Source organism: Candidatus Sphingomonas phytovorans, from assembly GCA_029202385.1.
Classification (GTDB): Bacteria; Pseudomonadota; Alphaproteobacteria; order Sphingomonadales; family Sphingomonadaceae; genus Sphingomonas; species Sphingomonas phytovorans.
In genome coordinates this window covers 1,753,682-1,767,236 of the sequence record CP119314.1, presented here as the reverse complement: position 1 = coordinate 1,767,236, position 13,555 = coordinate 1,753,682, and the positions used below count along the sequence as shown (strand labels likewise).

8 protein-coding genes are annotated in these 13,555 nt (G+C 65.5%); 5 read left to right on the top strand and 3 right to left on the bottom strand.

All coding sequences use genetic code 11. The annotated features are described in order from the left end of the window. Positions 1–52: 52 nt before the first annotated feature. Positions 53–2,830 carry a TonB-dependent receptor gene (locus P0Y59_08130; protein ID WEK01627.1) on the top strand — a complete coding sequence of 926 codons (2,778 nt, stop codon included), beginning with the start codon at positions 53–55 and terminating at the stop codon, positions 2,828–2,830. A gap of 161 nt (positions 2,831–2,991) precedes the next feature. On the opposite strand, the gene P0Y59_08125 is transcribed toward P0Y59_08130, so the two are convergent. The 3 genes from P0Y59_08125 to P0Y59_08115 all read right to left on the bottom strand — a co-directional run bounded on the left by P0Y59_08125 (position 2,992) and on the right by P0Y59_08115 (position 7,527). Further along, entirely contained in the window at positions 2,992–4,269 is a 1,278-nt protein-coding gene (locus P0Y59_08125) for an aminotransferase class V-fold PLP-dependent enzyme (GenBank protein ID WEK01626.1), read from the bottom strand. 21 nt (positions 4,270–4,290) lie between these two features. After that, on the bottom strand, positions 4,291–6,684 hold the full coding sequence (locus P0Y59_08120; GenBank protein ID WEK01625.1) for a TonB-dependent receptor: 2,394 nt from the start codon (positions 6,682–6,684) through the stop codon (positions 4,291–4,293). 159 nt (positions 6,685–6,843) lie between these two features. Continuing rightward, on the bottom strand, positions 6,844–7,527 hold the full coding sequence (locus tag P0Y59_08115; GenBank protein ID WEK01624.1) for a 2OG-Fe(II) oxygenase: 684 nt from the start codon (positions 7,525–7,527) through the stop codon (positions 6,844–6,846). 136 nt (positions 7,528–7,663) lie between these two features. Here P0Y59_08115 and P0Y59_08110 point away from each other — a divergent pair, with 136 nt between their 5' ends. Genes P0Y59_08110 through gspF form a run of 4 tightly spaced genes read left to right on the top strand, consistent with a single transcriptional unit; the run spans position 7,664 to position 13,539 of the window. Further along, complete coding sequence (locus P0Y59_08110) at positions 7,664–8,533, top strand: type II secretion system protein N (protein WEK01623.1); 870 nt, start codon at positions 7,664–7,666, stop codon at positions 8,531–8,533. Next, complete coding sequence (gene gspD, locus P0Y59_08105; GenBank protein ID WEK01622.1) at positions 8,530–10,731, top strand: type II secretion system secretin GspD; 2,202 nt, start codon at positions 8,530–8,532, stop codon at positions 10,729–10,731. Before P0Y59_08110 ends, gspD begins: the two co-directional genes overlap by 4 nt. Further along, positions 10,731–12,317 (top strand): ATPase, T2SS/T4P/T4SS family, encoded by a 1,587-nt coding sequence (locus tag P0Y59_08100; GenBank protein WEK01621.1) that lies wholly within the window; start codon positions 10,731–10,733, stop codon positions 12,315–12,317. Before gspD ends, P0Y59_08100 begins: the two co-directional genes overlap by 1 nt. Beyond that, positions 12,310–13,539: a type II secretion system inner membrane protein GspF gene (gspF, locus tag P0Y59_08095; protein WEK01620.1), complete on the top strand. Its 1,230-nt coding sequence runs from the start codon at positions 12,310–12,312 to the stop codon at positions 13,537–13,539. The genes P0Y59_08100 and gspF overlap by 8 nt, the downstream gene beginning before the upstream one ends. The last annotated feature ends 16 nt before the right edge of the window (positions 13,540–13,555 follow it).

Genomic DNA, 13,555 nt, shown 5'->3' with positions numbered 1-13,555 from the left:
TCCAGTGCCGCCCCGGCGTTCGCCTATTCAATATCGATCGGGATTTCAGGCCATGCAGAAGCGCCTTTCCTATGGAACGCTCCTACTCCTAACGTCCACGCTGGTCGCGCCGACCGCGCTCGCGCAGACCACGGATGGTGCGGCACCCGCGCCGACGGCGGCGCCGTCAGCCCAAGCCGAGTCAACGCCCGCACCCGCGGCGCAGGACCAGGCGGGTAGCCCCGAGGCCCAGGTCGAAGTGTCGAGCCCCGGTTTCGACTCCTCGGCCGGCGAAGACATCGTCGTCATCGGCCGCAATATTCCCAACGTCATCCGCGCCACGCCGCAGGTGATCTCCGTCCTGTCGAGCGCCGACATCGCACGGACGGGCGAGGGCGATATCGCAGGCGCGCTGACCCGAGTCACCGGCCTGAGCGTCGTCGGCGGCGGGTTCGTCTACGTCCGCGGCCTGGGTGATCGCTACTCTTCGTCGCTGCTGAACGGTTCGCCTTTGCCGAGCCCGGAGCCGCTGCGCCGCTCCGTGCCGCTCGACATCTTCCCGACGAGCATCATCGGCTCTGCACTTGTTCAGAAGACGTATTCGGTGAGCTATCCCGGCGAATTCGGCGGCGGCGTCATCAACCTGACGACCAAGGCAATTCCCGACGAGGACTTCATCTCGTTCGGCGGATCGGTCACGGCGGATACCGCCACCACGAACCAGCTCGGCTATACCTATGCCGGCGGGAACAAGGACTGGCTGGGCTTCGACGACGGCACCCGCAAGGTTCCCGACTTCATCCGCAACGCGCCGAAGGGTTCGGGCATCATCCCCAGCGAGCAGGTCGCGAAGCTCAGCAATGCCAGCACCACGCTGCTCCAGCGTAACGATCACCTCCCGGCCAACTTTTCCGGTGAGCTGAGCGCGGGCGCGGTGTTCGATCTGGGCGGCGGTCGACTTGGCGTCATCGGGTCGGCCGGCCTCAGCAACACGTTCCGCACGCGCTCGACGACTCAGCAGGATTCGGTGTCGCAGGACGGCACGCTGCGCAACGACTTCACCACGCTCCTGACCGACAACCGCATCGTCACCAACGGCCTGCTCGGTCTCGGGTATGAATTCGGGGAGAACACGGTTCGCTGGACCAATGTGTACATCCACGACACGCTGAAGCAGGGGCGCGGCTCCGCGGCGACGCTGTACAACAATGCCAGCGGCCTTCGCTTCCAACAGAACACGAACTGGTTCGAGCGCCAGCTGATCGAGACCCAACTGGTCGGCGCATTCAAGCTCAGCGATGCGCTGAAGCTCGACGTGCGCGGGGCCTATGCCAATTCGAAGCGCAACGCGCCTTATGAGCGACAGTTCGACTATCTCTGTTCCGCGACGACCACGACCGGCCTGCCGATCACGGTCCAGACCCCGAACGATGCGGCCGGGCTGCAATGCAATGGCGCGTTCCAGGTCACGCCGCGCTTCCCGCCTTTCGCGTCGATCATTTTCAGCTCGCTGAGCGAAAATCTCTACAGCGGCCAGGGTGACCTGACCTACAAGGTGCCGATCGACGGGCAGCTCACGCTGTCGACCGGTTATTATTATTCCGATACCAGCCGCAACTCGACGCGCCTGCAGTTCAATTATCAGACCTCGGCAGGCGGCGGTACGGTGCCGGGCTACCCCTATAACCTGCTGCGCCCCGACTACCTGCTCTCGCTCGATTCGATCCGGATCAACAATATCGAGCTGCAGTTCAGCACGCCCCTCGGCGCCTATGCCTATGATGCGTCGCTGCGCATCCACGCAGGCTATGTCCAGGCGGAAGCCGAGGTGATCAGCGGTGTCCGCGGAACCGTCGGCGTCCGCTACGAAACGGCCGATGAGCGTGTCACGCCGATCGGCGTGCAAACGACGCGGCTGAAGAACGATTATTTCCTGCCGGCCGCCACGCTGACGTGGAACTTCACGACCGACATGCAATTGCGGGCGAGCGCGTCGAAGACGATCTCGCGCCCGCAGTTCCGAGAACTCGCGCCGCAGCAATTCCGCGACCCGGATTCAGATCGCCTGTTCTTCGGCAATCCGTTGCTGCGTGATTCGGAACTGCTGAACTTCGAAGCCCGCTATGAATGGTTCTTCGCGCGCGACCAGCGCTTTACGCTGGGTGGTTTCTACAAGAAGATCGATAATCCGATCGAGCAGGTCGGGTTCTTCACCGGCTCGGACGATCGCCTGCAGACTGGCTTCACCAACCTGCCTGGCGCGAAACTCTATGGTGGTGAAGTCGAGCTCCAGAAATATTTTCCGCTCGATTTCCTCAACTCGAGCTTCTTCTCGACGCGCCGGGTGCTGCTGATCGCGAACTACACCTATTCGAAATCGTCGATCAGGGCGGGCGGCGAATGCGTGCCGAACGTGCTCAGCCAGACGCTGGGCGGGTGCCCGACCGGTTTTGGCCCCGCCGGTTTGCAATTCCGCGACGGCGCGCCGCTTACCGGCCAGTCGGAGCATCTGGTCAATCTGCAGCTTGGCATCGAGGACAAGGCGTCGCTGTCGCAAGCCACCTTGCTGTTCAACTATGCCAGCCAGCGTGTCACCAATCGCGGGCCCTCGAACCTCAGCGGTGCCGGTTTCCAGCCTGACATCATCGAGCGTCCTGGCATCCGCCTCGACTTTGTCGTCCGCCAGGGCTTCCAGCTGTTGGGTGGCAAATGGGAAATCAAGGCCGAGGCGCGCAACCTGACCAAGACCCGCTTCGAGGAAAGCCAGACCTTTGCCGGCGGCAACAAGGTCTATGCCAATCGCTATACGCTTGGCCGGACCTTCTCACTGGGGCTCAGCACGACCTTCTGACCACGACATAAAAGACAGCTTCCTGGCCCTGGTCGCGATCGCTCGCGGCCGGGGCTTTTTTGTGTGAGCTGCCCGCGGCCGAGACTGTTCCGGAGCCTCGCTGATCAATGCTTCACGCGACCGAGATTCCTCCGCGACTGCGCTCCGCAGTCTCGCGGACGTCAGGCGCGCGAGAGACGCGGAGCCAGCGTGCGAAGTGCTGCGGCCAGCGCATCGATCTGGGCGGGGGTGGTGAACAGGGCGGGCGTCACCCGGACACAGGCTCCTGCCGCCACGCCGAGGCGGTGCACGGTGAAGATGCCGAATTCGTCGAGCAATGTCCTGGCGATCGCGATATTGTCGGCCACCGATACCCGGCCGCGTATGCGGAACGAGGTGATGCCCCCATGAAGACGGGGGTCGGCCGGGGTCAATATCTCCAGTCCGTCCAGGCCGCGCAGGCGCTCCGCCCATCGGTCGCGCAGCAGGCGCAGCCGGGCGGCACGGGGAGCGACGCCGATGGCATCCTGGAATGCGAGCGCATCGGGCACCGTCAGTTGCGCGGCGAAATCGCCGGTTCCGGTATGCACGCGTGCCTGCACGTCGTCCGGGTCGCCGGGCCCGTTGGCGGGATCGGGATCGATATCGCGTACCCGCGCCTTGCGCAGGTACATCACGCCGACGCCAAGAGGGGCGCCCATCCATTTGTGCAGGTTGAATCCGGCAAAATCGACGCCGAGATCGGCAAAGGCGAAGTCGAGCTGCCCCCAGCTGTGTGCCGCGTCGACAATGGCATCGATGCCGCGCGCCCGCGCCATTGCAACGATCTCGCGCACCGGCAGGGCCAGGCCGGTCCGGTGGCTGAGATGGGTAAGCAGCACCAGCCGCACCCGGGGGTTCGCGTCGAACGCACGGGCATAGGTGTCGATCAGGCCCTGCCACGTCGCCGGTTCGGGCAGCGCGATCCGCACGATATCGACACCGCGCCGGGCCTTCAGGCCGTCGAAACAGCCCTGGATGCTGTCATAATCAAGGTCGGCATGGAGGACGGCGTCGCCCGGCCGCAGCCGATTATAGCCGTCGATCAACGCCTGCAACGCTTCGGTCGCGTTGCGGGTCAGCGCGATCTCGTCCGCGCCGACACCCAGCGCCGTCGCCACGCGGTTCCGCACCGCGCGAAGATCCGGGCCCATCGCCCGCCTCGAATAGAAGCTGTTCTCGCGATTGACGCGCTCGATCGCGCGTTCGTACGCGGTGAGCACGGGACGGGCCATGATGCCCCAGTTCCCGTTCTCAAGCTGGATGACGTCGGGCGCCACGTCATATTGGGCGGCAATCTGCCGCCAATAGGCCTCGTCTTCCGGTTTCGCTTCCCCTTGCCCGGATGGCGACGCGCGCAGGGGAGCGGCGACGGATAGCGCCGCCGCCCCGATCATCACATTACGCCGGTTGATCGTCACGCGTCGTCCTCCGTGCGGTCTTCAGAACTTCATGCCGACGCGCACATAATATTGGCCGCCATCGGTATCGTAAGGGGCGTTGCGCGAATAGATCAGCCCGCGAACCGCCTGGTTGGTCGCCTCGTCCGGATAGGTGTTGAACACATTCTCCGCGCCCACCCGGATCGAGAAATGCTCGTCGAACTTGTAGCTGGCGGAAACGTCGAACAGCGCGATCGACCCGAAGCGCTGGAACAGGTCCCCCGTCGCGTTGCCGGTGATGTCGGTCCATGCCCCGTAGAACCGGCCGCGCGCGAGCAATCCGACCGGGCCGATGTCGTAGGCGACTGAACCGGTGGCATTGTGCTTGGGCAGGCGCTCCTGGAAGATCCGGCGCTGCGTGTCGTTGGGGATCGCCGCCGACTTGGCGCTCGTCACCCTGGTGTCGTTGTAATTATAGGCGATCGTCGCGGTCGCGCGGCCGGGGCCAAGCTGGCGGGTATAGTTCAGCACGGCGTCGATGCCGCGGGTCCGCGTGTTGAAGTCGTTGGTGAAGAAGCTGACCGCGGTGAAACGGAGCGGGTTGGGAAGCGTGGACGGCACGGCGAACGCCGCCGATTCGCTGAAGCGGTTGTCGACGTTGATCTGATAGGCGTCGATGCTGCCCGACAGTCCGAAATGAGTCCTGAAGGTCAGGCCAGCGGTGATGGTATCGGACGTTTCCGGCTTCAACGGCTTGGCGCCGAGCGCGACCGCGATCGGATCGGTCGGCGACAGGCGCCCGCGGTTGAAGATCTGCAGCGTCACGGTGTCGAGACCCTGAGTGGTGTTCGAGGTGTTGAGCTGGGCCGGCGTCGGCGCCCGGAACCCGGTCGAATAACCGCCACGCACCGCAATGCCATCGACCGGCTCAAACCGCGCGCTGAGCTTGTAGGTGAATTTGTTGCCGAATTCGGAAAAGCTCTCATAGCGACCGGCCGCGCCGACGCTCAGCATATGGATCGGCTGCCATTCCAGATTGCCGTAGCCGGCATAGCTGGTCTGGCTGAACTTGCCCGCCTGGATCGGGCTGAAGCCGGGAAAGCCGTTCGAATTGGGTGCAAGGCCCGAGGCGGCGCCCGCGCCGATGGCGTAGGAGGCCGGATCGCCCTGGGTGACCTGATAATTCTCGACGCGGCGTTCGCCACCAAAGGCGATGTTGATCGGGGCTAGGCCGCCGACGGGCAGGCGATAGACGAAATCCGCGTTGAGGTTGAATTCGCGTTGCGCGAGCCGGCCGATATAGAAGCTTGTCGGGCTGTTCGGCCCGAGCGAGGCGTTCAGGCTCTCCTTCATCGTGTAGTCGATCAGGCTGCGGCCATAGGAAGCGCTGAGGTCATAGGTGAAGGGGGCGCCGAGCGCGCCGCGCACGCCGCCGACGGTCTGAATGTCGGACGTCTGCGTCCCGAAACGCGGGGTGAAGCCGGTCGGATAGATGCTCTTGAAGTTGAAACCGGGGAAGGCGGGGCTGGGATTGAACACCGTCGGCGTTCCGGCGGGATTGCGCCAGTTGAAGTCGGTGACGCCTTCGCCCTGCTGCACCGTACCGAAACTGTAGATGGTGACGGCATCCGAGATGTCGTAGTGCCCGTTATAGCCGCCACGAACCGCCTCAAGGTCAGGCTGGCCCCAGCGCTGGACGGGATTGGGCACCTGCAGCTGCGGATTGGCTGCCTGGAAAGCGATCGCGTCGGGGCGCTGGCGTGTCCGCGAGGTCGCTTCGGCATGATCATATTCGCCGGTGAAGACGATGCTGCCGCGCTGGCCGAGCGCGATCCCGCCCTGGATGCCGCCCTGATATTCCTTGCCGTCGCCTTTGTAATATTGCGAATATTGGCCGAAGGCCTCCATCCCCGGCTTGTCGTCCAGGATGATGTTGACGACCCCGGCGATCGCGTCCGAACCATATTGCGCCGAAGCGCCGTCGCGCAGCACCTCGATCTGCTTGATCGCGAGGCCAGGGATGGTCGCCAGATCGGGCGCCTGCGCGCCGCGTGTGCCGAGCAGCGCCGAGCGGTGGTAGCGTTTGCCGTTGACGAGGACGAGCGTCTGGTCGGCCGACAGTCCGCGCAGCGAGGCTGGGCGCACGAACGCCTGGCCGTCAGCCGCCGGCAGGCGCTGCACGTTGAACGACGGCAGGATCTGGGCGAGCGTGTCCGAGAGGTCGCCGGAGATGCTGGCGTCGATGGCTTCGGATGGCAGCACGTCGAGCGGCGAGAGGGAGTTGAACTGGGTCACGCCGCGATCGCGTGTGCCGGTGACGATGATGGTGTCACCCGAATCTTCGCCGACCGAGGCACCGGGCTGAGCGCCATTCGAGGCGGTCTGTGCGCAGACGGGTGCGCACAGCGCAAACTGCAGCGCGACCAGCGCGCTGGCCGTGGTGAACCTGACCATGATGTGTCCCTTTGGAAGTGCCCGTATCCCGGCTCGCTTTTCAGCCGGTGGTCGGGCTCCTAGGGTGGCTTCGCGTCAGTTCGGCTTCATTCTGGCGACGGAGCAGTGTCAGAAAGACGTTGTTTTCAAGTCGCGGCGTCAGCCGCCCGGGGAGCGGCCTTACGCCCAGCCCCACGGCTTCTCCCTGAACCATTTCGTGATGACGTACTTGACCCCGCTGCGCACCTTCATCCCCTGATGAATTGTCGCCGGGTTGAGGCTCCCGTCCGGTCGGCGGTTGTTCCAGGCGAGCAGCTTGCCCGTTTCGGGCTGGACGATCTTGTCGATCGTCTTGAATCGCGTCGCGCCGCCGGCCTCGGGCTCGTTGAGATAGATCATCACCGTCCAGGTTCGGTTGCCAGAGACGCCACAGAATTTCTCATAATCGATCCCGTCGGGTTCGAAATAATCGGTGTGGCCCTTGAACTCCTGTCCGACGGCGTAGCGCTGGCCCTGCATCGGTTCTCCGAATACAGGATCGAGGCCGGTAAAGGCGGTGATCCGTGCCGCGACGTCGGCGACGACGGAGTCGAGGGGATCAAGGTCGCAGGTTTCGCTGGTGCGGAAGGCTGCATCGCCATTGGGGTCCGAGATGGTCGACGGCCGGCGTTGCGCGTCGATTCGCGCTACGATTGCTGCACAGGTCTCCGCATCCAGGAAGTCGCGACGCAGGAACAGGGTCAGCTTCGGGCTGGGCACGCGTTGCACGCCGGGTTGAGCGGTGAGGTGGGCAGTCAGGCCATCGGAGGGAAGGCCCGATCCGAACTGGGCGGGCGCTGCGTTGATTTCGGGAGCATGTGGCATCGCCGCCGTTGTGCCAAAAACCCCGCGTCTTTTCCAGCGCATCGGCGTATATGACAATCGTATCGGATGGTTCACAGGAACGACCTACGACTGTAACAATCGCCACCTAGCAGGTTCGCGATCGGGGAATTTCCGCATGCGTTTGGTTCTGGATGCGCGGGCGCGCGCGCTGTTGCGGCGGCTACCGCGCACCAACGTCTATTCCGCGCTTGAACTGGTGCTGCTTGCGGCGCTGGCGCTGCAATGCGCCCGGCTGTTCTGGGTGCTGGTCACACCGGTCGGGGCGCTTGGCCCCTGGCAGCCGGTCCAGCCTGGCTTTCCCGGTTCGCCGGTCGCCCTGCTGCAGGGCTTCGATCCCTTTTTCAGGCTGAGCGGAAGCGCTGACGGCAAGCCAGTCGTGGTGACCTCGCTCCAGCTCACTTTGTTCGGCACGCGGGTGAACGAGGCGATGGGCGGAGGCTCCGCCATCATCGCCGGCCCTGACGGTCTCCAGCAGAGCTTTGCCGTAGGCGATGAGATCAGCCCGGGGGTGAAGCTGAAGGCTGTCGTATTCGATCATGTCACGATCGATCGCGGGGGCGCCGCCGAAGACCTGTTCCTCGACCAGAGCGGCGCGGTCACCCCGGTAGCGCCGCCGCCAGTGGAGGCCGGGGCGTCGCTCCTCCCGGCCCCGCCGAACCTCCCGCAACCACCCAACCCGCCCGGACCAAACCTCAGGGCGGGCCTGTCGCCGGCGCAGCTTCGTGCCGATATCGGCTTCATCCCGCGTGTCGATGGCGGCAAGATCAGCGGTCTTGTCGTGCGGCCGCAAGGCTCGGGTGTCGCGTTCCGCCAGGCGGGCTTGCGCGAGGGCGACGTCATCACCGCAATCAACGGTCGCGCGGTGACGGGGCAGGGCGATATGGAACAACTCGGCGCGCAGATCGGCAAGGGCGGTACCGTCCCGGTCACGGTCGAGCGCGGCAACGACACTCTTTCCCTCACCCTCACGATCGCGGGCCAATGAAAAAACTGATTCTTGCACCCGTCCTCGCGACCGCGCTGGTCGGCACCGTATCGGCGCAGACGACGATGAACGTCCGGGATGCCGATATCCGCGCCTTCATCGCGGATGCAGCGCGCGTGACCGGACGCACCTTCATCATCGACGCGCGCGTCCAGGGCAAGGTGACCGTCGTCACCGACCGGCCCCTGTCGCGTTCCGAATATTTCGAGGTGTTCCTTTCCACCCTGCGCGCCAACGGCCTGGTCGCGGTGCCGACCTCGAACGGCGCGTTCCGCATCCAGCCCAGCGACAATTCGGCATCCCAGCCAAGCCGGATCGGATCGAGCGGCGCGGCGCGCAACAGCCTGGTGACCGAGATCGTGCGGTTGCGGGCGATCGACGCTGCCTCGGCCGTCGATACCGTGCGCGCGCTGGTCAGCGCGCAAGGATCGGTTACCGCGAACCGGGGCGGCAATTCGATCGTGATCGTCGACTTCGCCGACAATGTGCGCCGCGTGCGCGAGGTGCTTCGGCGGATCGACACCGACAATAATTCTACCCGTGTGATCGCGCTGAAGAACGCAGGCGCGCGCGAGATCGGGACCGCGCTCCAGGCTCTGGTCGGCGCGGGCGGGCAGGGCGGTGCGCCAGGCAATGGGCAGAGCGTCAGCGTCGTCGCGATCGTCGGATCGAATTCGGTCGCGCTGCGTGGCGATCCGGCGTCGGTCGCGCGTCTTGCCGCAGTCGCTGAGGATCTCGACCGCCGGGCCAAAAACGGTACCGAGATCAAGGTCGTCTTCCTCGAGAACGCCGATGCCGAACAGCTTCTGCCGGTGCTCCAGCAACTTGTCGGACAGACGCCGACCCAGCCGCAGACCAACAACAGCCTGTCGCGGTCCAATTTCGGCGGCACCGGCAACAATAACGGCCAGACCTCTAATGCGGCCCCCACACCGATGCCACAGGCCGCCCCCGTTTCCTCCAGCGGCGGCACCGGCCAGCCCGCCATCGTCGCCGAGGGCGGCCGTACCGCCGCGGTGGTGACTCGCTTCACCGGCGCCAATGCGATCGTGATTGCCGCGCCGGCCGAGGTGCAGCGCCAGCTTGCCGAGGTGGTCCGCCAGCTCGACACGCGGCGCGAGCAGGTGCTGGTGGAAGCGATCGTCGCCGAGGTTTCCGATGCGACCGCCAGCAAGCTGGGCGTCCAGTTCCTCCTCGCCGGCTTGCCGGGCAGCGGCATACCGACCTTCGCCACGGCCTACAGCAATTCGGCGCCGAACCTGCTGACCATCGCCGGCGCTATCGGGGCTCGCTCGCTCGCGACCACCACCACGACGGTCAACGGCACCACCACCGTCACCACCAACGGCAGCGCGGTCGGCGATTCGCTCGCGCAATCCGCGCTGAATTCGATTCTCGGCGCATCGGGCGGCTTTGGCGGCGGCGCCTTCAAGATCGGCAAGAACGCGATCTTCGGCACCATCATCAGCGCAGTGAAATCCGATACCACGTCGAACCTGCTCCAGGCGCCGTCGCTGACCACGCTCGACAATCAGCCGGCACGCATCCTGGTCGGCCAGGAGATCCCGATCACCACCGGGCAGGCGCTCTCGACCAATTTCGACAACGCTTTTCGCACCGTCCAGCGCGAAAATGTCGGTATCCAGCTTGAGGTTCGGCCTCAGGTCAATTCGTCGGGCGCGATCAAATTGTTCCTGCACCAGCAGGTCAGCAGCATCGCCGGGCCGGTTTCGAGCGACAATAGCGACCTGATCCTCAACAAGCGTGAGGTCGAGACAACCCTGACTGTCGATGACGGCCAGATCGCGATCATCGGCGGCCTGCTCAGCGACGACGAGCGGCGCACGATCGAGAAGGTGCCGTTCCTCGGTGACCTTCCCGCCATCGGGCAATTGTTCCGTTCCAAGGCGAAGCAGCGTACCAAGACCAATCTGATGATCTTCATCCGTCCGACCGTGCTGCGCACGCCGGAGGACAGCCGCAGGGTCGCTGAACGGCGCTATGGCTTCCTGCGGCTCCAGCAGGCGGGCCAGAATCCGGATTCCGAGCCGAGCATCGACCAGCTGGTGCGCGACTACATGGGGGCGGCGGCACCGCTGCCGGCGGCGGGAACGCCCGGCGGGATCGAGGATCCGCGCGTCGCCGTGCCGGTGATGAGCAGATCGACCAGGGTCGTGCGGCCGGCGAGGGACAAGTGATGCAGATCGCCCCGGGCAATGCTGAAGACGCGGTTGAGCCGCTGGTGCTGTCGGAGGGCACGCCGCTGCCCGATCGCGTGATCGCTATCCCCTATGGTTTCGCGCGGCGCTTCGGCGTTGCGCTCGAGGCTGGCGACGGCAGCCACTTGTCGATCGCAATGCGGGAAGGGTCGGACCCGAAGGTCCTGCTTGAACTGCGCCGCCATCTCGCCCGTCCGTTCGACGTCAGCTTCGTCACGCCCGAGGATTTCGACCGGCTGCTGTCCGATCGTTATGCGATGGACGGGCAAGCGGCCGCCGTCGCGGCGGGCACGCTGGGGCTGGGCGATGAGCTCGACCTGCTCGCCGGTGATCTGCCGACGGCGGACGATCTGCTCGACACCGCCGACGATGCGCCGGCGATCCGCCTGATCAACGGCATCATCGCCGACGCAGCGCGCAACGGCGTGTCCGACATCCATATCGAGCCTTATGAGACCGGCCTCGTCGTGCGCATGCGGATCGACGGCGTGCTGCGCGAGACATTGCGCATGCCGCCGCACGTTGCGCCGGTCGTGGTCAGCCGGGTCAAGGTGATGGCGCGCCTCGACATCGCCGAGCGCCGGGTGCCGCAGGATGGCCGCATCGGCCTGACGCTGGGCGGCAAGCTGCTCGACGTCCGCGTCTCGACGCTGCCAAGCCGGGCCGGCGAGCGCGTGGTGCTGCGTATCCTCGACAAGGAGAATGCGGGCATCACGCTCGACGTGCTTGGCATGACCGCGGCGATCAACACCATGCTGAAGGGCGCGCTGTCCGAGCCCAACGGCATCATCCTGGTCACCGGCCCGACCGGATCGGGCAAGACGACGACGCTCTATGCGGCGTTACGGCTTCTCAACGACGGCAGCCGCAACATCCTGACGGTCGAGGACCCGGTCGAATATGCCATGGACGGCATCGGCCAGACCCAGGTGAACCCCAAGGTCGGACTGACCTTCGCCGCCGGCCTGCGCGCGATCCTGCGTCAGGATCCTGACGTGGTGATGGTCGGCGAAATCCGCGACCGCGAGACTGCCGAGATCGCCGTGCAGGCTTCTCTTACCGGCCATCTCGTGCTGTCGACCGTCCACACCAACGACGCGGTCGGCGCGATTACCCGCATGCGCGACATGAAGGTCGAGCCGTTCCTGCTTGCTTCGACGCTCCGCGCCGTGATCGCGCAGCGCCTCGTGCGCAAATTGTGCGAGCATTGCCGTCGTCCGGTGCAGGCAAGCGGCTCGGTATCGGCGCTGCTCGGCTTCGATGCTGGCGCTGTGGTCTATGAGCCGGTTGGCTGCGAGCATTGCCAGGGATCTGGCTTCAAGGGGCGGATCGGCGTGTTCGAGGCAATACGCGTCGACGAGACGATCCGCCGCCTGATCAACGATGGTGGCGACGAGGCGATCATCGCCCGCCACGCCTTTCTCCATTCGCCCAATCTGGGCTCTGCGGCGCGGCAACTGGTGCGCGAGGGCCTGACCACGCCCGAGGAAGCGGTCCGCGTCTCGCGCAGGGACATGGCCGATATCGAAGCGCCTCTGGTGGTGGATACGCCGTCGGATGGCTGATTTCGACTATCTGGCGATCGACACGCGCGGGCGCGAGACGCGGGGGCATATCGCCGCCGAGTCGATCGACGACGCGCGTGTCCTGCTGGACAGGAAGCGGCTCTATGTCGTGAAGGTCGAGCCTGGGTCGGGCCCGGCCGCGACGCGCGGCAAGCCTTTGCTCTCCGATTTTCGTTTCGGCACGAAGAAGATGGGGGCGAAGCAGCTCGCCCTCTTCACTCGCCAGCTCGCCACGCTCAACCGGGTCTCGCCGCTGGAAGAATCGCTTCGCACCATTACTCGTCAGACCGAACAGGAGACGGTCCGCACCATCGTCGCCTCAGTCCATGCCGGTGTGGTGGAGGGGCGCCGCCTGGCCGAGGCGATGGGTCGCGAGCCGAAGAGCTTCCCGCCGCTCTACCGCGCGATGGTTTCCGCCGGCGAGCGTTCGGGCTCGCTGCCGGTGATTCTCGAGCGCCTCTCGGTGCTGCTCGAGCGCCAGGCGGAGATCAACGGCAAGATCATCACCACGCTGGCGTATCCCGCCGTGCTCGCCGTCGTTGCGATGGGCGTCGTGACGGCGCTGATGGTGTTCGTCGTGCCGCAGGTGGTGGAGCAGTTCGACACGGTCGGGCAGGAACTGCCGCTGCTGACCAAGATCGTGATCGGCATTTCCGCCTTTCTCGTCGGCTATTGGTGGGCGATCCTGATCGCGATCGCGCTCGCGACGTTCGGCATATGGCGCGCGCTCAAGGACCCCGGGATCAAGCTCGCCTTCGACAGCTGGCTGCTTCGGCTGCCGTTGCTCGGGCGCCTGATCCGCGATCTCCACGCCGCACGCATGGCACGCACCCTGGCGACGATGGTCGCGAGCCGCCTGCCGCTGCTTGAGGGCCTGACCCTCACCGCGGGTACGATCCACAACCGCCGCCTGCGCCTTGCCTCGGACGAGATCGTCGAATCGATCCGTGGCGGTGGAAGCCTGTCGGCGGCGATGCGCAGAGCCGGCGTGTTCCCGCCACTGCTCACCTATCTTGCCGCCTCGGGCGAGACGGCGGGGCAGCTCGACGACATGCTCGAACGCGCGGCCGATTATCTGGAGCGCGAGTTCGACCGCTTCACCGCTACGGCGCTCTCGCTGCTCGAGCCTGCGATCATCGTCCTGATGGGGGGAATCGTCGCCACCATCGTTCTCTCCATTCTGCTGCCGATCCTGCAGCTCAACACGCTCGCCGGCCAGTGAGGTCAATAATGAGGAC

Coding starts and splice junctions, on each gene's coding strand:
- P0Y59_08130 (WEK01627.1), top strand. CDS start 53: ATGCAGAAGCGCCTTTCCTATGGAACGCTCCTACTCCTAACGTCCACG.
- P0Y59_08120 (WEK01625.1), bottom strand. CDS start 6,684: ATGGTCAGGTTCACCACGGCCAGCGCGCTGGTCGCGCTGCAGTTTGCG.
- P0Y59_08115 (WEK01624.1), bottom strand. CDS start 7,527: ATGCCACATGCTCCCGAAATCAACGCAGCGCCCGCCCAGTTCGGATCG.
- P0Y59_08110 (WEK01623.1), top strand. CDS start 7,664: ATGCGTTTGGTTCTGGATGCGCGGGCGCGCGCGCTGTTGCGGCGGCTA.
- gspD (WEK01622.1), top strand. CDS start 8,530: ATGAAAAAACTGATTCTTGCACCCGTCCTCGCGACCGCGCTGGTCGGC.
- P0Y59_08100 (WEK01621.1), top strand. CDS start 10,731: ATGCAGATCGCCCCGGGCAATGCTGAAGACGCGGTTGAGCCGCTGGTG.
- gspF (WEK01620.1), top strand. CDS start 12,310: ATGGCTGATTTCGACTATCTGGCGATCGACACGCGCGGGCGCGAGACG.